Source organism: Mesonia oceanica (assembly GCF_902499555.1).
In the GTDB taxonomy this organism is placed as follows: domain Bacteria; phylum Bacteroidota; class Bacteroidia; order Flavobacteriales; family Flavobacteriaceae; genus Mesonia; species Mesonia oceanica.
In genome coordinates this window covers 115084-140991 of the sequence record NZ_CABVMM010000009.1, presented here as the reverse complement: position 1 = coordinate 140991, position 25908 = coordinate 115084, and the positions used below count along the sequence as shown (strand labels likewise).

The 25908-nt window shown below is 34.0% G+C and carries 22 protein-coding genes, 1 other RNA gene and 1 CRISPR repeat array; of the genes, 10 read left to right on the top strand and 13 right to left on the bottom strand.

Features of this window, described 5'->3' with window-relative positions; translation table 11 throughout:
• Positions 1–14: 14 nt before the first annotated feature.
• Entirely contained in the window at positions 15–1220 is a 1206-nt protein-coding gene (locus FVB9532_RS12170; protein ID WP_150545453.1) for an NAD(P)-dependent oxidoreductase, read from the bottom strand.
• A gap of 326 nt (positions 1221–1546) precedes the next feature.
• Between FVB9532_RS12170 and ssrA the strand changes: the two genes are divergently transcribed.
• The 3 genes from ssrA (at position 1547) to cas13b (ending at position 5853) form a co-directional block, all read left to right on the top strand.
• Positions 1547–1945, top strand: a transfer-messenger RNA (tmRNA) gene (ssrA, locus tag FVB9532_RS12165).
• A 125-nt stretch (positions 1946–2070) separates the two neighbouring features.
• Entirely contained in the window at positions 2071–2217 is a 147-nt protein-coding gene (locus FVB9532_RS19515; RefSeq protein WP_194716546.1) for a hypothetical protein, read from the top strand.
• Positions 2218–2448: 231 nt separating this feature from the next.
• A complete protein-coding gene (cas13b, locus tag FVB9532_RS12160; protein WP_150545452.1) occupies positions 2449–5853 on the top strand; it encodes a type VI-B CRISPR-associated RNA-guided ribonuclease Cas13b in 3405 nt (1134 codons plus the stop codon).
• 95 nt (positions 5854–5948) lie between these two features.
• Positions 5949–6776: a CRISPR direct-repeat array (repeat unit 36 nt; unit sequence GTTGTAACAGCCTTTAGTTGGAAAGGTATTCACAAC).
• Between the two features lie 190 nt (positions 6777–6966).
• On the opposite strand, the gene FVB9532_RS12155 is transcribed toward cas13b, so the two are convergent.
• The 3 genes from FVB9532_RS12155 to FVB9532_RS12145 are packed head-to-tail and all read right to left on the bottom strand — an operon-like array spanning position 6967 to position 8441.
• A complete protein-coding gene (locus FVB9532_RS12155) occupies positions 6967–7908 on the bottom strand; it encodes a HipA domain-containing protein (RefSeq protein ID WP_150545451.1) in 942 nt (313 codons plus the stop codon).
• Positions 7901–8233 carry a HipA N-terminal domain-containing protein gene (locus tag FVB9532_RS12150; RefSeq protein ID WP_150545450.1) on the bottom strand — a complete coding sequence of 111 codons (333 nt, stop codon included), beginning with the start codon at positions 8231–8233 and terminating at the stop codon, positions 7901–7903. The genes FVB9532_RS12155 and FVB9532_RS12150 overlap by 8 nt, the downstream gene beginning before the upstream one ends.
• A complete protein-coding gene (locus FVB9532_RS12145) occupies positions 8220–8441 on the bottom strand; it encodes a helix-turn-helix domain-containing protein (RefSeq protein WP_150545449.1) in 222 nt (73 codons plus the stop codon). The genes FVB9532_RS12150 and FVB9532_RS12145 overlap by 14 nt, the downstream gene beginning before the upstream one ends.
• 402 nt (positions 8442–8843) lie before the next feature.
• Between FVB9532_RS12145 and FVB9532_RS12140 the strand changes: the two genes are divergently transcribed.
• Complete coding sequence (locus FVB9532_RS12140; protein WP_228482330.1) at positions 8844–9071, top strand: hypothetical protein; 228 nt, start codon at positions 8844–8846, stop codon at positions 9069–9071.
• A gap of 516 nt (positions 9072–9587) precedes the next feature.
• Here FVB9532_RS12140 and FVB9532_RS12135 read toward each other — a convergent pair.
• The 5 genes from FVB9532_RS12135 to FVB9532_RS12115 form a co-directional block, all read right to left on the bottom strand.
• Complete coding sequence (locus FVB9532_RS12135; RefSeq protein WP_150545448.1) at positions 9588–14456, bottom strand: DNA repair ATPase; 4869 nt, start codon at positions 14454–14456, stop codon at positions 9588–9590.
• Positions 14457–14768: 312 nt separating this feature from the next.
• Positions 14769–16859 carry a flotillin family protein gene (locus FVB9532_RS12130; RefSeq protein ID WP_150545447.1) on the bottom strand — a complete coding sequence of 697 codons (2091 nt, stop codon included), beginning with the start codon at positions 16857–16859 and terminating at the stop codon, positions 14769–14771.
• Positions 16860–16875: 16 nt separating this feature from the next.
• Entirely contained in the window at positions 16876–17577 is a 702-nt protein-coding gene (locus FVB9532_RS12125; RefSeq protein ID WP_150545446.1) for an OB-fold-containig protein, read from the bottom strand.
• Between the two features lie 2 nt (positions 17578–17579).
• Positions 17580–18293 (bottom strand): PspA/IM30 family protein, encoded by a 714-nt coding sequence (locus tag FVB9532_RS12120; protein ID WP_150545445.1) that lies wholly within the window; start codon positions 18291–18293, stop codon positions 17580–17582.
• Positions 18294–18304: 11 nt separating this feature from the next.
• A complete protein-coding gene (locus FVB9532_RS12115; protein WP_150545444.1) occupies positions 18305–18700 on the bottom strand; it encodes a type III secretion system chaperone family protein in 396 nt (131 codons plus the stop codon).
• 267 nt (positions 18701–18967) lie between these two features.
• On the opposite strand from FVB9532_RS12115, the gene FVB9532_RS12110 reads away from it, so the two are divergent.
• Complete coding sequence (locus tag FVB9532_RS12110; protein WP_150545443.1) at positions 18968–19729, top strand: helix-turn-helix domain-containing protein; 762 nt, start codon at positions 18968–18970, stop codon at positions 19727–19729.
• Between the two features lie 7 nt (positions 19730–19736).
• On the opposite strand, the gene FVB9532_RS12105 is transcribed toward FVB9532_RS12110, so the two are convergent.
• The 4 genes from FVB9532_RS12105 to FVB9532_RS12090 are packed head-to-tail and all read right to left on the bottom strand — an operon-like array spanning position 19737 to position 21660.
• Positions 19737–20141: a rhodanese-like domain-containing protein gene (locus FVB9532_RS12105; protein ID WP_228482327.1), complete on the bottom strand. Its 405-nt coding sequence runs from the start codon at positions 20139–20141 to the stop codon at positions 19737–19739.
• An 11-nt stretch (positions 20142–20152) separates the two neighbouring features.
• On the bottom strand, positions 20153–20467 hold the full coding sequence (locus FVB9532_RS12100; RefSeq protein WP_150545442.1) for a rhodanese-like domain-containing protein: 315 nt from the start codon (positions 20465–20467) through the stop codon (positions 20153–20155).
• A gap of 32 nt (positions 20468–20499) precedes the next feature.
• Entirely contained in the window at positions 20500–21138 is a 639-nt protein-coding gene (locus FVB9532_RS12095) for a thioredoxin family protein (RefSeq protein WP_150545441.1), read from the bottom strand.
• A gap of 9 nt (positions 21139–21147) precedes the next feature.
• Positions 21148–21660 (bottom strand): TlpA family protein disulfide reductase, encoded by a 513-nt coding sequence (locus FVB9532_RS12090; RefSeq protein WP_150545440.1) that lies wholly within the window; start codon positions 21658–21660, stop codon positions 21148–21150.
• Positions 21661–21861: 201 nt separating this feature from the next.
• Here FVB9532_RS12090 and FVB9532_RS12085 point away from each other — a divergent pair, with 201 nt between their 5' ends.
• From FVB9532_RS12085 to FVB9532_RS12065, 5 genes are all read left to right on the top strand, one after another.
• A complete protein-coding gene (locus tag FVB9532_RS12085) occupies positions 21862–22314 on the top strand; it encodes a MarR family winged helix-turn-helix transcriptional regulator (RefSeq protein ID WP_150545439.1) in 453 nt (150 codons plus the stop codon).
• 40 nt (positions 22315–22354) lie between these two features.
• Positions 22355–22987 (top strand): NAD(P)H-dependent oxidoreductase, encoded by a 633-nt coding sequence (locus FVB9532_RS12080; protein WP_150545438.1) that lies wholly within the window; start codon positions 22355–22357, stop codon positions 22985–22987.
• Positions 22988–23013: 26 nt separating this feature from the next.
• Positions 23014–23589, top strand: coding sequence for a YceI family protein (locus tag FVB9532_RS12075; protein WP_150545437.1), 576 nt, complete (start codon positions 23014–23016; stop codon positions 23587–23589).
• 190 nt (positions 23590–23779) lie between these two features.
• Positions 23780–25174 (top strand): anthranilate synthase component I family protein, encoded by a 1395-nt coding sequence (locus FVB9532_RS12070; RefSeq protein ID WP_150545436.1) that lies wholly within the window; start codon positions 23780–23782, stop codon positions 25172–25174.
• Positions 25175–25302: 128 nt separating this feature from the next.
• Positions 25303–25896 carry an anthranilate synthase component II gene (locus FVB9532_RS12065; protein WP_150545435.1) on the top strand — a complete coding sequence of 198 codons (594 nt, stop codon included), beginning with the start codon at positions 25303–25305 and terminating at the stop codon, positions 25894–25896.
• Positions 25897–25908: the final 12 nt, after the last annotated feature.

The following is a 25908-nucleotide window of genomic DNA, read 5'->3' as shown; positions in this document are numbered from 1 at the left end:
ATTATTCGTTTTTATTATTCTTTACCGTCTACAAAATCTTGTAAATAAGCGAAACGTGGCGTTAACTTTCCTTGAAAAGTCATCTGGGCACGTTCTAAAATTCCATCTATGTCTTCATTAAAAAAGGCAGGAATCACATTTTCTAAAAACATTTCTCCAAAACCTTCACTTGCATCTTTGGGTAATTCGCAAGGTAAATTATCGACTGCCATGACCGTAATCGCTTCGGGATGGTTAAACTCGACTTCTTTTTCTGTCTCAGGATGGTAACCATAAAACGGATCGGCAATCGTAGAAGGTCTTAATGTACTCGCCACCGGACCATCAATATCGCAACTTACATCGGCGACCAACTTAATTTTAAAATCAGGGTGTTTGGCATCTTCCCGGCTAAACAAAAACGGAGCTCCATCGCCATAAAAATGCCCGGCGATAAATACATCACTCACTTTCGCAAAACGCATAAAATCTGATTCGTATTCATCGGGGTTGTTATAAAAATCGTAGCGGTCTAAGTTTTTGCCATCTTTTCGTTTATTGTAATCCATCACGTCGATTTGGCAGAACACCGGCTCTTCAAAATCATTCACCAAATAATCTTGAACATTGACTTCTTTTAAATGAAGGTGTTCGAGAATTTCCCGAGCGCCATTAGCCACTTTCCCTCCTCCGGTAAGTAGAATTTTTAAGTTGGGAAGTTGTACCTTCTTTAGTTCTTGTTGTACAGCTTTATAATCTGAGAGGTTTTCTACTTTTTCAAGCTGAAAAGCATTTTCCCGAATTCCAAAAGCACGAAAACCATTGTAAGCTCCTACAATTCCGGCATAACGACCAAAACCAATGAGACGGTTTCCTTTATGATCGGTAATGGTTTCGTGATCGTAAAGTTCTATGTTCTTTTCTAAAATAGCTTGTAATAAATCCCGATTGTAAGGCTGCTTTTTGATGGTATGTGAAAAGAAAAAATATTTTTTATTGGGAATTAAGGCTTCTATAGGAACTTCTTTAACGCCTAAAAGCACATCGCAATCAGATAAGTCTTCTGCCACTTCTATCTGGTGTTCTTGATAAGCAGCATCCGGGAAAACCCGAATAGATGAACTTTCTACTTTTAATTGGGTCTGTGGAAATTTTTCTTGAAGTTCTTTAAGTTTATCAGGTGAAAAAACAACTCTTCTATCGGGTGGTGTTTTTCGCTCTCTAATAATTCCTATTTTCATAAATTTTAATTTATATTGAAGTAAGCCTGACAAGGTTAGCTTGGCACAGGCTTTGCAATTTAATTGTTGTTGGGTAAATATATGATTTTATTGTATCTTTGCCAGCCTTACTTTAAAAGTTAATCGTTCTTTTACATATTATTTTTGCGTTAGGGATAACAGCCCTTCGGCTATGCTCAGGATAAATTTATCTTTTTTATTTTGTTTGTCGACTTCGCTCGAAATGAACAAATAAAAAGATCTAGTGGATAGCCCGCCAATTGCCGGAAAAGGCAAGCGGAACGCCCAAAAGACGTAAATTTTGCTATTAAATAAGGATACCAACTGGGGTCGACTGGTTTTGACAGCGAGTCTAATTGAGTAGTAAGCACGTCGAGCGCTGGGATACAGCTCGTAAATCTCATATTTCAAACTTTTTTAAACGGCGAAAATAATTACGCCTTAGCTGCGTAATCTGAACTAAAGTAAGATTACCTTAACCTATGCAAGGCATAGGGCTAAGATGTCTCTGGAAAGCCTTGATTTATGGCGTTCCAACTAGAGGCACCGATAAAGTAAATCTAGGTAGCTCGATACCTTTAAGGGCTATTGAAATCTTAAAGGTTAAGGAAAGATTGGGAGGTTTTCTGCCAGATCTTTCTCGAAAATTGAAGTGAAAAATAAGCGTGTAGAAAGCTATTGAATTGCTTGTTTGGACGGGAGTTCGAATCTCCCCGACTCCACTCTACAACCCCGTAAGCCCTGTGTTTACGGGGTTTATTTTTTATAGGTGACAAACACTTGAATTGACAGTATGTATTTTTAGGTCTTATTGAGAAAAAATATAATCTACGAGAAGTAAAAAGAAAGCTTGAAAGCACAAAAGGCATTTATTTCTAAAGCCTATCGAAGCATCAATATGAAAGAAGAAATTTACAAAGCTATAGACATTTCTGACTCTATTGATGATTTAGTTTTTAACCTTAAAAAGAATAAAATTCAAACTAAAATTGGTTGAGGAATTTCATTTATAGACAACCAAGGTGTCAGAAAAAAAGGTTCAGACATCAATAGAAATTTACACTAAAGGGAATAATAAATTATTGAGCTATAACAATCAGGATGATAAATTGAATCATATAAGGTCAAGATTAAAATAAAAAATAAATTCTTTAATTTTCTGATTAAAATTAATTGAACTAAAAACATCTATTGTGTATCTTACCTTTTCATTTTTTTTTAAAATAGCATGAATGAAACCGATTATTTAGCAAAACGCTTAGAGTATAATTATGCCAGTATAGAAGATAAACATTATTTTGGAGGATATTTTAACTTAGCTCAAAATAACATTAACGATCTTTCCAAGGCTTTTAAAGAAAAGTTTGGGATGAAACCAAAGTCTTGTATATTAGATTTTTTCACTCAAGACAAGGCTATAGCAGAATATCAATTAGGTGTCGAATTTCTACAAAAAAATTTACCTGTTATTCGATATTTATACTTACCTACATCCCATAAAAGGTTCGAAAATGTACCTAAAAACCAATTAATTTCTGAACAAAGAAATTACTTTAAGAATTCTCTCAAGGTACTCAAAAATTTAATCAGAGATTATCGTAATTTCTACACGCATCATTTCCACAAACCTATCCCTGTATTTCCTGAAACTTATAAATTATTAGACGATCTTTTTTTAGCAGTAGCTAATGATGTTAAAAAACATCGAATGAAAACTGATGCTTCCAAACAATTGCTAAAAAAAGGGTTGATTGAAGAATTAGCACAATTAGAAAAATTAAAATTAGAAGACCTTAAAAAGTTAAAAAGAGAAGGAAAAAAAGTTAATTTAAATGATAAAGAGGCTATCACCAACGCTATTTTGAATGACAGTTTTTCCCATCTTCTTCCTAAAGAAAACACTATAAGCAAATATTATAGTGCTGTCCCTACTGAAGATATCGATACTGAAAATGGTGTAACCATATCTGAAAGTGGGATTATTTTTCTTCTTGGACTTTTCCTTACCAAAAAGCAAAGTGAAGATCTAAGAAGCCGGGTAAAAGGTTTTAAAGCAAAACTGATTGTTAACCCAGAAAATCCTATAAATAAGAAAAATAATAGCTTAAAATATATGGCTACCCACTGGGTGTTTGGCTATTTAGGTTTTAAAGGTTTAAAAAACAGATTTACGACTACGTTCACAAAAGACACACTACTTGCGCAAATTGTAGATGAATTAAGCAAAGTCCCAGATGAGCTTTACCAGGTACTTCCTGAAGAATTAAAGAATGAATTTCTAGAAGATATGAATGAATATCTTAAAGAAGAAAATTCAGAAAGTTTAGATAAAGCCACCGTTATTCATCCTGTAATCCGTAAGCGCTATGAAAATAAATTCGCATATTTTGCATTACGATTTTTAGATGAATTTGTAGATTTTCCAACCCTACGGTTTCAACTTCATTTAGGAAATTATGTACACGATAAAAGGGAAAAGCCTATTGAAGGCACAAAATATGTAACTGAGAGAATCGTAAAAGAAAAAATTAAAGCATTCGCAAAACTTAGCGAGGCTGCTCAATTAAAACAAAAATATTTTGAAGAAAAAGAAAATCACCAAAGCATAGGACTACAACTATATCCTAATCCATCTTACAATTTCGTAGGAAACAACATTCCTATTCATCTCAATTTAAATGAACACTTTTTTCCTAAAGAGGTGAAAATTGTGGCAGGTCGTTTAAAAAAACGAAACTCTAGTTACAAATCGGATCATCCAGAAGAATATAAAGTTAGAACCGATAATAAAATAAAACCGGATGCTATTTTACAGGATTTGGGTAAACCTGAAAAACTGGCTCCAGTTGCAATGCTGTCTTTAAATGAGTTACCTGCGTTATTACACCTAGTTTTAACTAAAAAGACTCCAGAAGAAATTGAAATAATAATAGCTCAAAAGATTGCAGAACGCTATAATGTACTGACCAACTATAAAGCTGGTGACGATATTTCTAAAGGACAGATTACCAAAAACCTTCTAAAAGCTAAACAAAAAAAGGAAGTAAATCTGGACAAACTTCAACTCGCAATAGAAAAAGAAATAGCGGTTACCAATGACAAACTACAAACCATAGCTCTACATATTAAAGAACGAAACGATCCCAAACAAAAGCGAAAATATGTTTTTACCAATAAAGAAATAGGGCTACAAGTTACCTGGCTAGCTAATGATTTAAAGCGTTTTATGCCAAAAGGAAGTAGGCAAAATTGGCGAGGACAGCATCATAGCCAATTGCAAAAATCTTTGGCTTTCTATGATATTCAACCTAAAGAGCCCTTAAGCTTGCTCGAAGAGGTTTGGGATTTTAAGAACGAAGCTTATCTATGGAACAATGGGATTAGAAGATCATTTGATAAGCGAGATTTTATTTCATTCTATACCTCTTATTTAAACAACAGAAAAGAAACCTTCCAAAGATTCAAAGATCAGTTGAATGGAATTAGATCAAACAAAAAGATTTTAGATAAATTCATAAAACAACAACATCTATGGAATTTATTTCATAAGCGACTGTATGTTATTGATACTATAGAAGAACAGGTAGAAAAACTATTGGTTAAGCCCATGCAGTTTCCAAAAGGTGTTTTTGATCACAAACCTACTTATATCAAAGGTAAAAGTATACAGGAAAATCCGGAATGTTTTGCCGACTGGTATGTTGCCTGGAACCAACATACTGATTATCAAAAATTCTATAGTTGGGATCGAGATTATAAATCGGCTTATTTATCAGGTGAACAGGAAAAAACAGAAAAGCGATTTATTAGAGTTCAAGGATCTAAAATCAACAAAGTAAAACAACAAGATGTATTACTAGCTAAAATGGCCAGTATTATTTTTAATGAATTATACCTACCTGAGGATGCTGAACATTTAGATTTAAATCTCAGTGATATTTATAAAACACAAACAGAACGTAAAGCAGAAATCGAGGCTGCCTTAATCCAAAGCCATAAAACTACTGGTGATAATTCAGCAAACATCATTAAATCTACTTCTGCATGGACATTAACGGTACCTTATTGCAGTAAAAATATCTACGAACCCCAAGTTAAACTAAAAGAACTTGGAAAATTCAAAAAATTTATTGCTAGTCAAAAAGTACAAACCCTTTTTGAATATAAACCTCAGAAGATTTGGAATAAAACAGAGTTAGAAGAAGTTTTAGAACTAAAAGCAAATTCTTATGAGGTAATACGAAGAGATTATTTACTAAAAAGTATTCAGGAATTTGAAAAATATATGATCAAGAAATTACCCACATTAATTGATACTAATGAACATCCTAATTTTAATAAATATTTGACCACATTCCTTAAAAGCTTAGAATTAGTTTCTGAAGAAGACGCAAAATGGCTAATTTCCAAAAAAGATTTTGATACTACTCCTATAGATGAGTTGAAAAAACAATCAAAAATTATGGAAAAAGCTTTTTTATTAGTAATGATACGTAATAAGTTTTCACATAATCAATTACCAAGAAAAATTTATTACGATGAAATTTATAAAAATGTGCCTAATGCAGTGTCTATTAATTTTAATGAATTATTCCTAGAATATACAAATCAAACCATACTAGAATTTAAATAAGCATTATGATTTTAGCTTTGTAAAGCTCTTTGACATCATTTTATCTGAAGGTTTTTCAATAAACACATTAATTAACAATACCTTATATAAAATAGGTTGTAACAGCCTTTAGTTGGAAAGGTATTCACAACAAGTCGCTTGTTTGTGAAGAAAGATCGATGGTTGTAACAGCCTTTAGTTGGAAAGGTATTCACAACATCGTATTCAATAGGGATACCAAATTTTTTGTTGTAACAGCCTTTAGTTGGAAAGGTATTCACAACATACCGAAAAGCCTTGTGAGGAGTGTATTGGTTGTAACAGCCTTTAGTTGGAAAGGTATTCACAACTAGAATTCTTTTGTTATACAATCGTCACAAGTTGTAACAGCCTTTAGTTGGAAAGGTATTCACAACATAGTAACAGGGGTTAAAACATCTGGTAATGTTGTAACAGCCTTTAGTTTGAAAGGTATTCACAACGAGCGATCTCATCATAACCATATCCCGCAAGTTGTAACAGCCTTTAGTTTGAAAGGTATTCACAACCTATTTGTCTCCAATTGTCTTGAACGCCATGTTGTAACAGCCTTTAGTTGGAAAGGTATTCACAACCCGTCTTTTAATCTTTTGTCTAGCGATCTGGTTGTAACAGCCTTTAGTTGGAAAGGTATTCACAACAAGGCGGCATTCATCGCCCATACATTGTTGGTTGTAACAGCCTTTAGTTGGAAAGGTATTCACAACTAATTTTATAATACAATTGTTTGATTGAATGTTGTAACAGCCTTTAGTTGGAAAGGTATTCACAACACTTTCGTCTTTGTTATGTTTCCCTACCATGTTGTAACAGCCTTTAGTTGGAAAGGTATTCACAACAGGCAACTCCTTTTCAATGGTTTTGCAACCGTTGTAACAGCCTTTAGTTGGAAAGGTATTCACAACTTAAAGATATATTACCCTAACATTTAACACAATAAACAAGAAACAGGTAGATTACTTACCTGTTTCATCTCGTTAAGAATCAAAAAAAAGAATCTTTAGATTCTATAAAATATTAGTTAAAACTTCCGTATACAATATAAAATTTGCTTACTAGAATTTCTCCGAACTATTCAACATAAATTATTTTGATTTACAACTCATTTTCTTTCAAGAGAATTTCATACCTATTTTCTAATAATTTTATATAAGACTTCTGCATTTCTTCACTTAAAAACGAATTATGAATTAAGTCAATAGCTTTATTTTTAGACTTTTGAAATCTTTTAAAAACCCCGTTTATTTGTTTTGGGGTTAATTCTAAACCAAGACCAAAATCGACTAATAATTTTCTAGTTATTTTTTTCTTTTTCCCGGCAAGTGTTAAAGCCAGTTCTTCCTGATCGTCCGGATTTACAATAGAAATATTTAGCAGATCATAAGCTGGAGAAAGCGTCCATCCATAATCTGCTTTTATTAGGGAGAAGTTTTTTAAGTGCATATCGTTATTTCCCGTTAGATAACTAAAAACAGTTAATTCAAAAAGACGCAAAATATCTAATAGCGTATTTTCTGCATATTCAAGAACCGCCTTCCCTATACGTTCCATCGATCCTCGGTATTTATCAAATGCTTCTACGACCTGAAACATATCGATCATATGAATTTTACTTCCATCTTCTTTACGATCTATTCGTTTGGTGATATAAGATAATTCACCGGAAGAAAGCCTGATCAATGAATGTGGGACAACGGAAATATTAAATAATTCAGCCATTTTCATCGTGACATGTTCATTGGCAGGCATTTCAGGAAAATGTTCTGAAGGTGGTTTAAAAATATAATTTCCTCCTAATGCCCCTACCACGGTAAGCCTCTGATCGCTATTATTATCAAATATAGACATCGATATTTTTGGTTGCACCCCAGGAACAGCTATGCTACGTTCTACAACCTGTTTAGCTAATTCCTTCATTTCTTGAATAGAATGAGCAATTTTAGGAGGAGTTTTTGTTCCAAAAAACCTTAAACTACAAGCTTGATGAAAGTCACTTTCTCCCGAAACCTCTTTATAACAGTATAAACACTTACTCATCATCAGTTGCTATGGGGTGAACACTTACTGCTCCTATACAGTCTTTACAACAAGTCAACAATAATCCCATTCGGTCGTTTCTATTAACTTTCCAATTTTTGGAAGCAATATCCAATAGCCAACCTTCAGGAATTAAACCTTCAAAAAAGGCAAACAGGCGTTTTTCTTTATATTCTTTTTTACGAACAGGCATGGTAAAAGTGATAAATTGATTGGGATAGTCACGCACGTAATTTTCATCATATTTAAATACGAACTCTCCATCATTGGTCTCTGTTAGTTTACCACAATAAGCAGTATCGTAAAAAATCTTAGCTTGCCTCATTAACTTCTATATCTTTTAAACTAACCGGTACTAGTTGATGACCAAACATTTTTAACACCTGATTTACTTTATCCAGGTTCAAATTTGTTTGGTTTTGTTCTATCTTACGGATAACGGTTAATGCTACCCCTGCTCGATTTGCAAACTCTTCTTGGGTTAAGTTTACTTCTTTTCTTCGTGCTTTTACAAATGATGCTAATGATTCCATTATATGTTTTAACGTATAAATACAGTTAAATATACAAAATTATATGTGATTCCATATAATTAAAATACAAAACTAAATATTATATGTGTTTACATATAATTATATTTTCTAAAAGTTCTATTTACTGTACTAATTGTAGCCAAAAAATTTACTTGATAATATATTTAAAGCTCTTACTATTTCGATGCCCTGTAATACCAATAATTTTATAGGCAACTATAGAATTGCGAAAATCTTTTACCCTAGCGTTTGTTCCAGAAATACCTTGAAAATGATGATGAATTTTATTTTTTAATAGGCAACGGTTTAAGTTATAGTATATTTTGTAAATTAGTTGAGCGCTGATTTTATAAATCACAAACTCAATTTTTTAATAGAATCTTATTATTACAACCAATTATTATGAAACAGAAACTACTCTTTTTTATTGTTTTCATTACATTTTCCAGTATCAACTTAGCGCTGGTAAGTTCAGAAAAATCGGTATTTATCTGCGATAGTCAAACCGCTAAGAAATACCATTATACAAATGATTGCAGAGGGCTAAATGCCTGTAAAGCGTGTATTAAAAAGATAAGCTTAGAAGACGCTAAAAAACTAAAAAGAAGCCTTTGTGGTTGGGAAGATTGATGTTAAGACCTATAAAGTCTTCATTAATTCATCCAAGACAATCCCTAAAAAGGAAATACCTCCTAATATCATTATTACGTTAATCACAATATCCATAGGTTAAAATTTAATAATCTTATATCATGCACCTTAAAATAAAGATAATGTAAAGAAAACATAAATTTAATGATTTTTTAATATTTTTTTATTGAAAATAAAATTCTTATTTACCTACAACTACCTTGGATATTCATTAGTTTTTAAAGATAAAATACCGATCATAGAAATAGTAAACTGTATTTCATACAAAAGTTTTCTAGGTACTTTAGACTAATTATTGAATTTCCCCGGAAATTTTATCCCCTAATTTCATTCAACGTTAAACTTTAATAAAAGCTTTTATAGTCATAGGATAAAAAAAACCTACAAAGTCAAACAAAAAAGACCTTGTAGGTTTTTAACAGTAAAGCTCATACCAAATTTCCATTCAGGATTTGAGCTATTTCTCTATTCAATTCTGGTTTATTTATAAGCGAACTATTTCATAAAACCTTGCTCCAAAACTCGTTTAATGCCTTCTAGATTATCTGTGAAGGCCACCATTTGGTTCAATACCTGAGCCATTTCATTTTTATTGCCTAAGCCTTTCAGTTTATTGTTTTTCAGAAAGGTTTCTTTAATCACATTCCAACGTTCATTTTCTTGGGCAGTCAAATTTTGTTGAAGCTCTTTAAACTTTAATAAATTCGCTTCTGCAGAAGTGGTGAGCGTTTGCGATTCACTTTCATAATGAGACAGTAATAAAGTAGCAAGTTCTTCTTTATTCATAATCGGCACGACTTTACCGATCAGTTTATTCATATCACGATAAGAACCTTGTAATTTAAATGCCGGTTCTGTTCTATATTCATCTTCCATCGCAGCCGATTTGATGTAGGTTTCGTTCACCCTCAACACAGTATCTCTAATCGTAATTACTTTCTCTAAAACCGAAACATAGTCCTGCACTTCTTGTGGCGTATGATTACCTTCCAGCTGAATTTCAGGATTTTGATTTTCCACACGATCAATCAGTCGATAAATATCATCAAAATGTTTACTGCTTAATTGCTGTAAAGTCGGGTTAGAGGTGAGTGCATTTTCGATTAAACTTAATTTGAATAAATGTGCGGTATCACCAATAATATCTCCTAAGTTGTAAATATCGGCTCGGTTGGCCAACATATCGGGAATCCTAAACTTTTCTCCACTTTCGGTATATGGGTTTCCTGCCATAATCACACAAAACTTCTTTCCGCGTAAATCGTAGGTTTTTGATTTCTCTTTATAAACCCCTTCTATTTTTCGGGTTCCATCAGAGAGCGAAATAAATTTCTGTAAAAATTCAGGATGGCAATGCTGAATATCATCTAAGTACAACATGACATTATTGCCCATTTCAAAAGCCAAATTCAGTCGCTTTAGTTCTTCTCGCGCTGCCGAGTTGTTGGCTGCCGCCGGATCTACCGAAGTGACTTCGTGTCCTATCGCAGGACCATTGATTTTCATAAATACCAATCCTAACCGATTGGCAATATATTCCATTAGAGTGGTTTTTCCGTAACCCGGTGGCGAAATGAGCAGCAACATTCCCATTCTGTCGGTGCGTTTGTAATCGCCCACAGTTCCTAACTGCTTCGATAAATTATCTCCAAAAAGCGGTAAATACACTTCGTTGATGAGCTTGTTTCTCACAAAAGAAGTCAACACCCTTGGTTTCAATTCTTCCAGTTTTAAATCTTCTTTTAAACTTTCAGTAACTTCTTGTTTTGCTTTTTTAAACGCTTGGTAAGCCGGTACAATTTCTTCATTATATGCGGCTAAAGCAGCAATAAACTCATGATAGTTAAATTGAAACTCCCCTTCTTTTAAAGTCGGGTGATCGCCTTTTAAATCTTGAATGGTTTCCCTTGCCGAAATATGCTTAACTTTCTCAACAGAATCATCGCTAAACAAGATGATAGCCACTACCTCATCTACATAGACTTCCTCATAATTAGCAGAAGATGTTCTTAGGAAAGAATTTACCCATTGCCGAATTAGCTGAATTTTAGCTTCAAGCTCGTCTAATTTTTCATAGCTGTTCTTAAATTTTAAATCGGCTTGCTTTTCCTGAAGCGTCTTCAAGAAACCTTCTTTGATCTTCAAAGCATCTCCACTTATTTGAAACTGATCGTCGCCCTGCAATTCTTCAAACAAGTAATTGGCCATCGCTTTGCTATTTGACGTAGAAAGTAAGACCGAGTTTTCTGCCACTTGAAAAATAGCACTTTCTAATTGCTGAATTAAAAAATCGTATTCTTTCGTATCAGGAAAAAAGCTCAAAACTTCTCCGGAAGATTTTAAAACTTCATTAAATTTCTGTTGAAGTTCTTCTGGTAAACTATGCCAAAAAAACTGAGCTTTAGCCCTGGTTTTAGGCGAATAGCGAAGTAAACCCAGTTCTTGATGTTTACGTACCAAGACTTCTAAAATATCAGCCGCATCTCTGTCGTGAACTCCTTTTACATAACCTTCGGCATAATTGCTACTACTTTCTTCTTGAACAGTTTTTAATAGTTCTTCTGAATTGGCATTTGCTAGCTTTGAAAAAGGAAGACTGCTGAATAATTTATAAGCCAAATAGGCACTTCGATACACCTGTTCATTTTCAGAAATATATTCTTGATCCCAAAGGCTTCTTGAATTTAATAAGATGGGATTGGTCACTTCTTCATAAAAATCGGTTCCCGTTAAATGGTATTGAAGTTGATGATTACGATAAACAATTGTTAAATCAAGCGTTTGCTTATTCACGCCAAATTTGTGCTTCCCAAACTTGATGACGTTATCGCCATCTTCGTATAATTCTAGCTTATCTTTTAGCTTACGTAAGGCATCTTCCCGAGCGACTTTTAGCTTGGTTTCTAGCTCTTCTGCTCGCCCGGAATTGTCCAAATCTTTTAATTGCTGAATAATATCCCGAAGTTTATTCACCATTAGATCGGAAGCAAAATACCCATTGATCTCGGTAGCAGAACCTAAATTTAACGCACGCTTATCCACACCTTTTAGAATGCGATCGGCGGCATTTTCTAAAGCTAAGCTTCGCTTGTTTCGCTTTTCGGTAATAGCATTTTTCCGCGCTTCAAAGGCATTGTAAACTTCCTCCCGCTTTTCAATGATTTGGCTGATAAACTCTTCAAAATCGGCAAACTTTCCTTCTAACTCTTCTAACTGAATTGAAATTTTAGTTTGAAAATCTTCGGTTTTCTCGGTCGTGTCAGCAATATCCAAATAATTGATAATGCTCTGATCAATCAATTTTAATTGGGCTGCAAAATCGGCTTTAGCTTCTTTGCTCCCTAGACTTTTCCGCTTATTTTTAATCGCCGCTTTTAATTGATTCAGCGTAGCGAAAATCAACGAAATATTATCGATGATCTTGGTAGAGTGCGAAGTATCTTCAATATCAAGATTCGAAACAATCTCGATAAGCATTTCTAAGTCTTGTGCAATTTGGTTGACTTCTTCTTCCAGATTTTTCGCTTCGATAACTTTTTCAATTTTATCGAGCGCTATCTTTTTTTCTTCGACCTTCTCATGATACGGAGCCAAAGCTTTTTCATCTAACAAAAACTGAACGCATCGTTGAGAAATCTTTTCGGTAAATTCAGCAATTTCTTCTTCTATCGATTTGATCAGGGTTTCATCAACATACCTGATTTCATATAGACCAATCGCTTCCCCACGTAAGGTTCGCATTTGGTTTAAAAGCTTTACAAAATCTTCAATCGATTTAAAGGAAGTGCTTTTTACTTTTGAAAAAACCTCTTCTGCTTTCTTGGTAAATTTCTCTGTTTCTTGCTTGGCATTCCGCTTAAGCTGAACTACTTTTTCAAACTCATCAATAGCAGCATTGGCTGCTTTATTAATTTCTGATAACGGAAGGTTCAACTGCTGGGTTTCTTCTTCAGACAGCCAATAATAAGTATCTAAAATATCTTTAGAAAGTTTGGCTACATCATCATAAAGTCCGCTATAATTATCTTCTTTGCTTAATAAATTAATGAGCTCTTGGGCCTCTGCCATCGCGCGAACAATATCCTTATTCCCTATCTTATACAACATCGTATCTTGATGTTGCGAAGGCATGATATCTCCTTTTAAAAATGGGGTTTGCCAAATTTGTACCATATGGTGTTTGGTTTGCTCCTCTTCACCTTTAAAATAGCATAACTCACCATTGGGCTGAACGGTATAACCATTACAAATAATTGGCGTTTGTACCGTTTGCTCAATCACGTTGTAAGACATTAACACATACATCCCGCGATCTTGCGCGTAAAACACAAAAAGGTAATCTTCCCCGTTAGGTGAAGCAATTCTCTTTTGAAATTTTAAATTGCGGGTATCACTATCAAAAATTTGATATTCCCCAGTTTGCAAATAGTAACCATTCGGAAAAATGATGCCTTGTTCATCGGGTAGCAACACTGCAGCATCTTTTATGCTATCTATTTTTTGAACCTCTTGTAGTTTATGGTTGTAAACAAAATAACGTGCCTCTTCCTGAAAAGGTTTAATCTCTAACACAATGAGGTTTCCTAAATTGGCAAATCTAAACTGACCGTCATCCAAGGTTTGATCTTGGTATTCAACCGGTTCGTTATAGATCCCTTTCCCATCGTGAGTGTTGTCTTCAATTTTTATCGTGAGATCGCCACCAATAGTTTCTACAAAAACCTTATCTAAAATAGAAATATGTGAATGTTCCCCGTGACGCTGTTCATCTCTTCCGGCTTGTTGCCAATTGAACTCGTGCTGCTGCGGAAATTTATATTCGTGTTCACTTCGATTGTCAATATAGCTTAGCTTGCCATCATTGATCAACCACTTGAAGGTTTTTATATCGGTGACGCTATCACTCAGCTGAAAAACCATATGTAAGTAATTACCGATGATGGCAAACTTGGAAAAAATGGTATTTCTGTAATATTTGTAAAGGTTGGTAAAATCGGTCTGAAAAGTACTATCTTCAATAAGCGCTAAAGAAACCGGTTCAAACTGCTGATCTTTATATTCGTAAATACTAAATACATCATCTAGCGTAATTTCGGTACGTAAACCAAAATGAACATTGTATCCAAAGATGCAAAGCTTATCGATAGAAACAATATCTCTAGCAATACAATTATTCTCGGTATTGATGCGATTATTGGCAATGAGTTTGGTTTCTAAAGAACCGAAAACTTCTTTTCTGCTTTCGTTAAGTTGTTGCAAACGCTGCTGAAGCTCTTGCTTCTGCTTTTGCAATCGGCTCTTTATAATCTCATAGGTACCACCATCTAAGGTCTGATTGTTTTGTTCTTGTTGTTCTTCTTGCATAAGTAATTTTTGAACAAGCGGTTAATTAATTCTTTTTGAATTTTAAAAAGAAATGATTGTGGTTAAAATTAACGTCATGCTGAGCCTGACCACCCGGCAGGCAAGCTTGACTCAGCATCACATCTTCATTTTGAAATCATCTGAATGAGCCCCTAAAACAAGTTCAGGGTAACGCTCAATTTTAGGTGCTATATAGTTCTTGACTAAGCCTGTATTGAGCTTCGCTGAAAGTCTCAAACTGACAGCAGATGACAATCCTAAATCTATGATCAAACCTACAAGGTTTGTAAAACCTTGTAGGTTAATAATAGTTTAGCTTAAACGCTCTCTTCCTACGGCACCAATGGTCTTGTCTGACAATCCTAAACCTTTAGCCAGGTTCAATAGGTTACTAAACATCGTATGTTCTTTATCACTATTGGTTTTGCTTTTTAAATCGATTAATAGATTGGCGATCGTTAAGTTTTTGAGATCTTCGGTAGAAATACCATATTTAGCAGCAAATTCTCGAACGCGTTCTAATAGATTTCCTTGAATATCATCGCTCCCCAAAATAGAATCTTTCACTTGCTGAATATTCTCACTGTTTTGAACTAACCTGTCGATACCTTTACCGCGACTAATTTGCGATACAATATTATCGAAGAACATAGTTTCACCTCCAACAATATCAATCTTCGCTTGTTTTAAAGCATCACCTAGAACTTGCGCTTGTGCATCGGCAATATCTTTTTGGATATTGATATGTGCCAAATCAATTTGTAATTCTTTATCTAAACGAAGTTTAAACTCTTCGTGGTCTTTACCAACACCATCCAACTTCTTCATGGCCGCAGCTTTTTCTTCAATTCCGGCAGCATCGGCAAGGGCTTTCTCTTTAATCACTTCTGCTTCTGCTTTACCTTCTTTTCGAGAAGCTTCTGCCTTGGCTTCAATCCCTGCAGCTTCTGCTTTCGCTTTTTTCTCGATAATGGAAGCATCTACAATACCTTGACGCTCGTTAGCATCTGCTTTCGCATGCATTACTTGTGCTTCAGACATACCAATAATGGCTTCTTCTTTAGCTTGAGCTTCTGCTAATGTCTTTCTAGCTTCGGCTTCTTTTTCACTCGCTTCTTTACGAGCCATCGCTTCTATATTAATTTCTTCTGCTTTCTGTTTGGCAGCTTCTTTTTGAGCTTCTGCAGCTTTAATGGTTTTAATTAATTCTTCTTGAGCGTTTGCTTCCGCATTGGTTACTTTTACTTTCTTCTCACGGTCGGCAGTTTTAAAGGCTTCAATATCTTTCATATTTTCTTGCTCTTCTACCACTCCTTTTTCTAACATGACACGATCTCTAATCACATCTTGTATGTTTTTCTTCTCTACTTCAACTACTTTTTCTTTTTCTATTTGAGCTAAAGTGACTACGCGCTCTCTCTCTGTAGCTTCCAACAAACGATCTTTTTCTACTCGTTCTGTTTCCACAGCCTCGGTACGTAGTTTATTCTTTTCAGCTACAATAATTTGACGGTTCATATTCTCTTCGGCAACCTTCACTTTTTCTTCAGTAGCAATACGAGCAGTTTCAGACTTTAAGCGCTCTTCTTCAGCAACCTTTAAAATTTCTGAACCTTCTCTAGCTTTAATATTAGCGATTTCTCGTTTTTGAGATTCTTCTTTTTCTGCTAATTGCTTATCTAATTCTAGAATGGCTTCACGTGCTTCTACATCTTGTTTACGGATGGTTTTTTCTTCATCACGCTTAATTAAGTTGGCTTTAATATTTTGAGCAGCCGTAAGATCGGTGATCTTCTTAATCCCTTCAGCATCTAAAATATTATCCGGTTTTAGATGTTGTACCGGAGTTTGCTCCAAGAAATCGATCGCACAATCTTCTAGGGTATAACCGTTAAGATCGGTACCGATAATATTTACAATCTCGTCCCTAAACTCTCTACGGGCTTCATAAAGCTCAATAAATTCGAACTTTTTACCCACGGTTTTTAAAGCTTCAGAAAATTTGGCTTCAAATAAATCTTCTAAGGTTTCAATACGAGAAGCTCGTGCTACTCCTATAGTTTGTGCTACTTTTTTTATGTAACTCACGTCGTTATTAACCCGAACGAAAAAAGCAACTTTTATATCGGCACGCATATTGTCTTTACAAATAAGACCTTCATGAGCTTGACGCTCGATTTGAATTTTCTTTACCGATACGTCCATAATTTCGACACGGTGAAATACCGGCACGACATACAGCCCTTTATCGGTAGCTACTTTTGTACCTCCAAAACCGGTACGGATAAGTGCTTGGCCTTGATGCACTTTTTTGTAAAACATTGCAATAATCGCAAAGTATATCACGATTAAAAATACCAATCCTATAAGCGGTATTGCTATCCACTGTAAAACATCTCCCATAATAATTTAAGTTAAGTTAGTTATAGATTTGTACTAAAAAATAATTGTTGTCTTTCGACTTATTGATGATTAAAATTTCTTGATGATAAGCTATGGTCGAACCGTCTAGCGACTTCACGTAAATATTGTATGAATTACCATCGATGACGACTTCTGCATTTCCCATTTTTTCTTCGGAAACTGTTGAAAGCATAACGCCACGCCTCCCGATATAATCGACTGCCTTATCTCCATCTTTATTCAGATTTTTGAAAAAATTCTTGAATGGTGTCGTGATCACCTTAGTAATAATAAGCGCCGGAATAAAGGCTAAAATCATAATTAAAAATCCGAAACTGGAGTCGTAACTATGTGTAAGGCTTGTGGTAAATACAGTAATAAACCACCAGACAAAAACCCAACAGGTAAAAGTGAACATAAAGGGCAAGCCTACGAAATTGAAATAAATTAAAAATACTTGCCACCATTTTAGGGGCTGACGTCGTTTACCAACAACCGTATCTTTATCTACTTCGGCATTCGAGACGTCTTGAAAATCCATATTCCCACCTTCGATCCCGGCATCGGCATCTACGTCTACATCAATATCCACATCAACATCCAGGTCAAAGTCAATTCCGCTAACCATCGTTAATATCCAATAAACGACTAATAAAAGAAGTAAACAGGTAAGTACAAGGTTTACTTCAGAAAATATGATGTTGATCAAGTCGTTCAAGGTTATGCGTCTTTATTGTTAAGTCCTAATTGTTCTTTAAGTTTAGATAAATCGTCATCGGCTTTTGCTTCTGAAGTATCTGCGGCTTTTTCAAGTTCTTCGTCTATAGATTTAGAAGCATTGGCTATATCGCCATAAGCTTCAGCCAAAGCTTCTTCTTGGGCTACTTTCTCTTTCATACGCTCTAGCATAGAAACGGTACTTGAGCTATCAATCTCTGCCATTTGTTTATTCAAATTCTTGGTAGCATTAGAAACCTTCACCCGAGCTTTTAGCGTTTTTAGTTCGTTCTCCCAATTGCTAATATTCGCTTTTATATTTTGAATATTATTTTCTAATTGAGCGATCGATTCATTAAACTTTTTCACCTCTTCTTTAGAACGGCTAACGTGTTGCTGCGCTTCTTCTTTTTTTACCAAAGCTTGTTTAGCTAAACGATCTGCTTCCTCTTTTTCCATTTGTCCTTTTTCAGCTTTTTTCAAAATTAAAATCGCTTTATTGTGGTAATCTTCAGCTTTATCCTGATGTTCTTCCTGTTCGTTTTTAGCACGAATTGCTAAAGCTTTCACTTGCGCTAAAGCTTCCAGGCTTTTTTCTAAATCTTGCTTCATATCCCTAATTCCTTGTTCTGTCATTTTAATGGGATCTTCCATTTTATCGATAGCAGAATTGGCTTCTGACTCTCCTATTTTAAATAATCGTCTAAATATGTTCATAATAATGGTTTTTAATATTTTGAAAATTCTATGATGTTGTCTGAGTATTCACTCATTAATAAGCTCAATGAGTTTAACGAACCTTCGAGTTCATTAAGGTCTAAATTTTCTATTTGGAGTGTATCCCTAAAAATTACACGAGTTCCAGATTCGTCTAACACAAAAGCGCCATGAATAATATCCCGATTTTTCTGCAATAGACTTCTAAAGACTTTTTCTGATTGATTGCTGATATTAAATATGAATTGCTCCATAATTAATATAGGCGGTGAAACTCCTAGAATTAAATTTTTAATGCCGAAGTTTTCCTTTTGTACCACTATAACTTCGTCTTTTTGATTCTCATAAGTAATATTGAAATTAAGCTCCAATAAAAAGTTTTTGGTAATTTGAAAATGATCTTTCATTCAAATATTGGTTTTTCGCTGGTTTATAGTAATAGTTCACATAACATTCCACTTTGCTCCAAAAAGCAATACAAATGGGGATAAGTTATTAAAATTAAAGATAACATAAGGCTTCGTTTTTTTAAAATTTAATTAACATTTAATGCTAATTATTTTAGTCTAATTTTAAATTCAGACTATTTAATTAGCAATTTAATTGTATATTAGCTAATAATCTTAGATAAAGATACAAATAAAATTTAATATTGCAAATATAATTAGCAAAATATGTCTCTTTTTGGTAAAAACATTAGAAAAATAAGAAATGTAAGAAATATGAGTCAGCAGGCCTTTGCAGACTTATTTGACTTAAAACGTGGAACTTTAGGAGCTTATGAGGAAGGAAGAAGTGAACCCAAAATTGAAACGATCCTTAAAATAGCTAATTATTTTAGCATCACCATTGATGATTTGCTCACTAAAGAACTTACCGTAAATCATCTATTAAAGTTTAAAGGTGATCTTTCGTTAAAAGTAGAAGAAAGGATGAAGGAGAGTTTTGCTTCTATCCCGTGTATTACAGAACAAAACACAAAAGATTACCTACTTCAATTTGAAGATGATCAATTTATTGCAGGATTACCTACACTTCAACTTCCTATAAATACCGAAAAAAAGTTTAGGGCCTATACGGTTTCAAATTTAGAAATGACCGACCACGACCAAGGTCTCTACCCGAAAGATGTAGTGATTGGTGAATATGTACCGAGCAGTGTTTATAAAAAATTAAACAACGGGAATATTGTACTAGCGCTTGTGAAAGACGAACTTATTTTACGCAGGCTCTATATTGCGAAGAATAAATTAACGCTAAGAGCAGATCATAAAAGTGTGGATGATCTAACTTTTGATTTGAATGAAATTAAAGAACTCTGGAAAGTAAGATATGTATTTTTTAAACGTATCCCTGAGCAAAATTCAGGAAAAAATGTAGAGGAAAAACTGAATTTTCTGGAACAGGAATTTTTAAAACTGAAAAATAAACTCTAGATAGAGTTTATTTTTCAGTTTCTTTTTGGTCGTATTTCCATTGAGTGATGCCGCCCTTGAGATCATAAACTTTCACAAAACCGGAATCTTTTAATAGTTGAGCACTTTTTTCACTTCTCCTTCCCGATTTGCAATATACGACGACAGGCTTGCTTTTGTCTAAACCTTTAATTTTATCGGAGAAATTTTCATCGTAAACAATATTCTGGGCATTCTTGATATGTTCTGTAATAAACTCTTCTTCAGTACGAACATCAAGAACTTCCACATCATCCATTTTAGAAAGTTTTTCCATTTCTTCCGAAGTAACCATCTCTATAGTGTTTTCTTCCTTTGCTACCCCTTCTTTGCAGGATATGAAAAAATTGAATGAAATCACTAAAATACTGAGGTATAAAATACTTTTCTTCAACAAACAAATAATTAATTAGAATTAGTCTCTCCTTTCCATTCCATAATACCGCCTTGAAGGTTATAGGTATTGGCTACACCGGCTTGATCTAAAATCTGACATGCTTGCGCACTTCTTTTACCCGATCTACAATAAACATAGTAGTTTTTAGATTTATCAAACTCGTTTACTTCCTCCATAAACTTCTGAGCTTGAAAAATATCAAGTTGAGTTGAATTGGGAATATGTTTTTCATCATATTCTTCATCGGTACGAACATCTAATAAAAACGAGTTTTCATCATTTTCATATTGTTTTTTCCAATCTTCTTGAGATAATTCTTTCATAGATAATTTATATTTTCAACAAAAGTAAAACTTTATTTAATACCACAACCAATAGCTTTGGTGGTTGTTAGGGAAACTTTTTCTCCAGCCAGTAATTCATCGATAGCATTTTCTACAAATTTTTCATTAACTGCCTCTGTATCTTGATAATTATCATCAATTGCCCCTATGTACCGTACTATATTTTTTCCTGCTTCTTTCTGTAAAATATAAACGTGTGGGGTTTTAGTAGCTCCGTAAACCGGGTAGATTTTTTGGCCTTCATCTAATAAATAGGGAAAAGTAAAACCTTTTTGTTTAGCTCTTAATTGCATATTTTCAAAACTATCCTGCTCATTTTTAGAAGGATCATTAGGATTTATCGCTATCACAGGATATCCTTTCAGCTTATATTTTTTGTCCAAAGCTACAATCCTATCTTCATAAGCTTTGGCATACGGACAATGATTTGTCGTAAAAATGAGGATAAAGCCTTTTGCTTTTTCAAAATCAGCTAAAGAAACCATCTTTCCGTCTATGTTTTTTAATTCAAAATCGGTAGCGGTATCTCCTATATGGTAACCTTTTTCAGATGAATTTGAAGATTCTTCACTATCAACAACATTGTTTACAGCAAAAGCAGAAACAGCAATGATAGCGGCAGAAACGGTTAAGATTTTAAAAGTTCTCATAATTATATTTTAATTGACATTTTCAAATTTTTGAACTTCGTCAAGCAATTCTTGATAAGTGTCAAATTTTTTGGGGTAAAACTTTTTCTTTTTAGAATTATAAATTAAAGTGGCGGGAATAGCACCATCCCAATTCTCATCTATTTTGGGAATCCATTTATTACTGTAGGGATCGTCCAATAACATCACCTTAGATTTAATTTTATTCTTTTCTACAAAAGGCTTTAAATGAGTATCTTTCATCTTAGGCATATCCAAACTCACTAAAATCACCTCTACCTCTTTCTCTTTTTCATCCAACATCGTCAAAAATGGCAGCTCTTCTACACAAGGAGCACACCAAGTAGCCCAAAAATTTACTACATAAACCTTATCATCTGTTTGTGGAAGCTGTTTTTCGAGCTCTTCAAAATTATAGGTAGGGATGTCTTTTGCCTGAAAATTTTCTTCGGTTTTAGAAGAATTATTCTCTTTACAACCCAAAAAAATAATCCCTATAAAAAATAAAAAAATTTTCTTCATACTCATATTCACCTATAGCCTATAAAATTAGAATATTTTGTTATTCACCTCATCTGAATTAACAATAGTTTAATGCCAATTTTTGGCTAAAGCTAAAACTTCAACCACAGGAAGAGCCTAAATATGCTAAATTTTAACATTCTATTAATAAAATATCCATCAAACAATCATACATTTGTACATACAAATATTGTCGATACAATGAAAGTTGAAGAAATTTTAAAAACAAAAGCGAAGCTCTCTATTCATAAAAAGGTGCTTATCAACTTGCAGCTAACTAGTGCTCAAGCAAGTAATGAAATGATGTGCTTACTTAAAAATTATGGAATTTCTGTTCCTCAATTCAATGTATTAAGAATTTTACGCGGCCAAGGAAATAAACCTGCTAACCTTAGCACTATTCAAGACAGGATGGTAAATAAAATGAGTAATACCACTCGATTGGTAGATAAGCTTATTGATAAAAAATTGGCAGACCGCTGTATTTGTGAAGAAAACAGACGTAAAGTCGAAATTTTAATTACTCAAGAAGGATTAAATCTTTTAAAAGAATTAGATCCAAAAGTAGAAGAATCGGAAAAAGAAGCTACTAAAAACTTGAGCAAACAAGAATTAGAACAACTCAATGGATTACTTGAAAAATTAAGATCATAACTCAAAAAAATTTAATTAAACATTTGTACATACAACAATCATGAAAACACACTTAGAAAATTTAAATTGGAGATACGCCACCAAACGTTTTGACGAAAATAAAAAAATCTCTGCTGAAGACCTTTCAGCGCTAAAAGAAGCTGTTCGCTTAAGCGCTTCTTCTTATGGACTTCAACCTTACCAAGTATTGGTAATTGAAGATGAAAAGACAAAGGAAAAACTAAGAGCAGCAGCCTTTAATCAACCTCAACTTACCGAGGCATCTCAAGTATTTGTTTTTGCTTCTTATACAGAAGTAAAAGAAGAATACATTCAAGATTACATGAAAAATGTGGCTGAAACTAGAGGGATGGATCTTTCTGAATTAGATCAATTTGCAGAAATGATTAAAGGCGCATCGATGAGCTTACCAAAAGACCAACAAGCAGTTTGGACGGCTAAACAAACCTATATAGCCTTAGGCTTTTTATTAAATGCTGCTGCCACATTAAAAATAGATACTTGCCCGATGGAAGGCTTTAATGCGGAAGAATTTGATGAAATTCTAGGTTTAAAAGAAAAAGGCTTGACTACCGCTGTAATTGCAACGGCAGGTTACAGAAGTGAAGAGGATATTACCCAAAACTATAAGAAAGTTAGAAAATCTAACGAAGATTTATTTATCAATATTTAACTATAAACACTTTAATTATCAAAAAGATGAACACAAAAATTTTAAAATCTGCTGGGCTTTTAGCCATGGTATTCACAATGATTTCTTTTACCACAAATCCTATTAAAAAGAAAACTTTAAATACAAAAGAAAGTAAAATTGAATGGGAAGGTGAAAAACTAACCGGTTCTCACGAAGGAACAATCATGTTCAAAGAAGGTTACTTAACTATGGATGGTGATAAAATTACCGGAGGTGAGTTTATCGTAGATATGACTTCTATCGCTGCTACTGACCTGGAAGGGGAAGGAAAACAAAAATTAGAAGGTCACTTAAAATCTGATGACTTTTTTGGAGTTGCCAATCATCCAACCGCTAAATTAGTGATTAAAAACGCTACTAAAAAAGGAGATGCTTACGGTATAATTGCAGACCTTACCATTAAAGGAAAAACAAATCCGGTAACTTTTGATTTAGAAATGAATGGAGATACCGCAACTGCAGATTTAACCATAGACAGAACGAAATATGATGTAAAATACGGATCAGGAAGTATCTTTGACGGTTTAGGTGACAAAGTGATCTATGATGAATTTAAATTAGACGTAAAACTTAAATTCTAACTAAAAGATTTGGAAATTTCAATTTCCTACTTATCTTTGAACTAATGAAAATTTTAACTGTACATACTTGGTGGTGGAATAACTTACGAAAAACGTCGTGAGCTAACACCGCTTTGTATATTTACCATATCCAAAAAGGCTTGTCATCACGACAAGCCTTTTTTTATTGAATGAATTTTAAAACAAGATCATGTACACCCTTACAACCGAATCCAAAAAAATTATCGCAGATACCATCACACCGGTGAGTATTTACCTTAAACTACGTGATCAATTTCCGCATAGTTTATTATTAGAAAGTAGCGACTATCACGCCAATAAAAACAGCTTTTCGTACATCTGTTGCAATCCAATTGCTTCCATAAAAGCTAAAAACAATACGCTTTTGGTTAGTTACCCTGACGGAAAAAAAATTGAAAAAAAAATCACCCCAGAAGTTCATATTCCTTCAGAAATAGAAAATTTTGCTCAACAATTTAAAACCGAAGAAACCAATTATAAATTCATTCACAACGGTATTTTTGGCTACACCGGTTATGATGCTGTAAAATATTTTGAAAGTATTGAACTTCGAGAAAAAGAAGACAAACTTGATATACCAGATTTTTATTACGCCGTGTATCAAAACATTATTGCCATTAATCATTTTAACAATGAAGCTTATTTATTTTCGCACAACTACAATTCAGAAAGCAATTTAGATTCACTTTTAGCTATACTGCAAACCAAGAATTTTGCGCAATTCAATTTTACAACCGACGGAGAAATCATCTCGAATATAGAAGATGAAGTTTACAAACAAAACGTAGAAAAAGCAAAGCAACATTGTGCACGTGGTGACGTTTTTCAACTGGTACTATCGAAGCGTTTCACTCAGAAATTCAAAGGAGACGATTTTAATGTTTATCGTGCTTTACGAAGTGTAAACCCCTCTCCTTACCTTTTTTATTTTGACTACGGAAATTTTAAAATCTTCGGAAGCTCTCCAGAAGCACAACTGGTTGTCGAGAACGAAATAGCAGAAATTCATCCCATTGCCGGCACCATCAAACGCTCCGGAAATGATGAACGGGATGCAGAACTTGCCAAACAACTCGCTTCAGATGCCAAAGAAAACTCAGAACACGTGATGCTCGTAGATTTGGCGCGAAACGATTTAAGTAGGAACTGTGCTGAAGTAAACGTGGAAACCTATCGTGAAATTCAGTTTTTCTCACACGTGATCCACTTGGTTAGCAAAGTCACCGGAAAAAAGAAAAACAACATCAACACCATGCAGTTAGTGGCAGACACCTTTCCTGCAGGAACTTTAAGTGGAGCTCCAAAATATAAAGCGTTAGAGTTAATAGAGAAATATGAAACGGTCAACAGAACGTTTTATGGAGGTGCCATAGGAGTGATGGATTTTAAAGGAAACTTTAACCATGCTATAATGATTAGAACATTTTTAAGTAAAGATCATCAACTTCATTGGCAAGCCGGCGCCGGAATTGTAACCGACTCTAAACCTGAAAACGAATTGCAAGAAGTCTATAATAAACTAGGAGCACTTACCAAAGCCCTTGAAATAGCTAAAGAATTATAAAATGAAACTATGCGTCAACCTGAACTTGATTCAGGTTCTCATCCAACTTGTAAAATTGATGATGAGATGCTGAAATAAAATCAGCATGACTAAAGAGTTCATTAATTAGAATATGAAATCTCATAAAAATGAAAAAGATATTAGTCATCGATAATTACGATAGTTTTGTATACAACTTGGTTCACTACTTAGAAGATCTCGATTGTGAAGTCATCGTAAGAAGAAATAACGAAATTGATTTAGATGAAATTGAAGTCTTCGATAGAATCTTACTTTCCCCGGGACCTGGCATTCCCTCAGAAGCAGGATTACTGAACAAGATTGTAAGTACTTATGCGCCTACTAAAAGTATTTTAGGCGTTTGCTTAGGGCAACAAGCCATAGGTGAAGTTTTTGGAGGAAAACTCAACAATTTAAATCAGGTTTTTCATGGAGTTGCTACCCCAATTCAAATTATTGACCATGAGGAGACGCTCTTTAAAAATCTTCCGCAGAAATTAGAAGTAGGCCGCTACCATTCTTGGGTAGTTCAAGACTTACCCCACTCATTAATCCCAACTTCTTATGATGAAAACGGACAAATCATGTCATTGCGTCACCGAGATTTTCAGGTGTATGGTGTCCAATTTCATCCGGAATCGGTACTCACGCCACAAGGAAAAGAAATCTTAAAAAATTGGATAGAAATCCCAGTTAAAAATGAAGAAACGGTCTCAGCTTAATTCCCTATCGTC

Bases quoted from the DNA above. Each gene is read 5' to 3' on its own strand.
- FVB9532_RS12170 (WP_150545453.1), bottom strand. From the start codon at position 1,220: ATGAAAATAGGAATTATTAGAGAGCGAAAAACACCACCCGATAGAAGA.
- cas13b (WP_150545452.1), top strand. From the start codon at position 2,449: ATGAATGAAACCGATTATTTAGCAAAACGCTTAGAGTATAATTATGCC.
- FVB9532_RS12155 (WP_150545451.1), bottom strand. From the start codon at position 7,908: ATGAGTAAGTGTTTATACTGTTATAAAGAGGTTTCGGGAGAAAGTGAC.
- FVB9532_RS12150 (WP_150545450.1), bottom strand. From the start codon at position 8,233: ATGAGGCAAGCTAAGATTTTTTACGATACTGCTTATTGTGGTAAACTA.
- FVB9532_RS12145 (WP_150545449.1), bottom strand. From the start codon at position 8,441: ATGGAATCATTAGCATCATTTGTAAAAGCACGAAGAAAAGAAGTAAAC.
- FVB9532_RS12140 (WP_228482330.1), top strand. From the start codon at position 8,844: ATGAAACAGAAACTACTCTTTTTTATTGTTTTCATTACATTTTCCAGT.
- FVB9532_RS12135 (WP_150545448.1), bottom strand. From the start codon at position 14,456: ATGCAAGAAGAACAACAAGAACAAAACAATCAGACCTTAGATGGTGGT.
- FVB9532_RS12130 (WP_150545447.1), bottom strand. From the start codon at position 16,859: ATGGGAGATGTTTTACAGTGGATAGCAATACCGCTTATAGGATTGGTA.
- FVB9532_RS12120 (WP_150545445.1), bottom strand. From the start codon at position 18,293: ATGAACATATTTAGACGATTATTTAAAATAGGAGAGTCAGAAGCCAAT.
- FVB9532_RS12115 (WP_150545444.1), bottom strand. From the start codon at position 18,700: ATGAAAGATCATTTTCAAATTACCAAAAACTTTTTATTGGAGCTTAAT.
- FVB9532_RS12110 (WP_150545443.1), top strand. From the start codon at position 18,968: ATGTCTCTTTTTGGTAAAAACATTAGAAAAATAAGAAATGTAAGAAAT.
- FVB9532_RS12100 (WP_150545442.1), bottom strand. From the start codon at position 20,467: ATGAAAGAATTATCTCAAGAAGATTGGAAAAAACAATATGAAAATGAT.
- FVB9532_RS12095 (WP_150545441.1), bottom strand. From the start codon at position 21,138: ATGAGAACTTTTAAAATCTTAACCGTTTCTGCCGCTATCATTGCTGTT.
- FVB9532_RS12090 (WP_150545440.1), bottom strand. From the start codon at position 21,660: ATGAAGAAAATTTTTTTATTTTTTATAGGGATTATTTTTTTGGGTTGT.
- FVB9532_RS12085 (WP_150545439.1), top strand. From the start codon at position 21,862: ATGAAAGTTGAAGAAATTTTAAAAACAAAAGCGAAGCTCTCTATTCAT.
- FVB9532_RS12080 (WP_150545438.1), top strand. From the start codon at position 22,355: ATGAAAACACACTTAGAAAATTTAAATTGGAGATACGCCACCAAACGT.
- FVB9532_RS12075 (WP_150545437.1), top strand. From the start codon at position 23,014: ATGAACACAAAAATTTTAAAATCTGCTGGGCTTTTAGCCATGGTATTC.
- FVB9532_RS12070 (WP_150545436.1), top strand. From the start codon at position 23,780: ATGTACACCCTTACAACCGAATCCAAAAAAATTATCGCAGATACCATC.
- FVB9532_RS12065 (WP_150545435.1), top strand. From the start codon at position 25,303: ATGAAAAAGATATTAGTCATCGATAATTACGATAGTTTTGTATACAAC.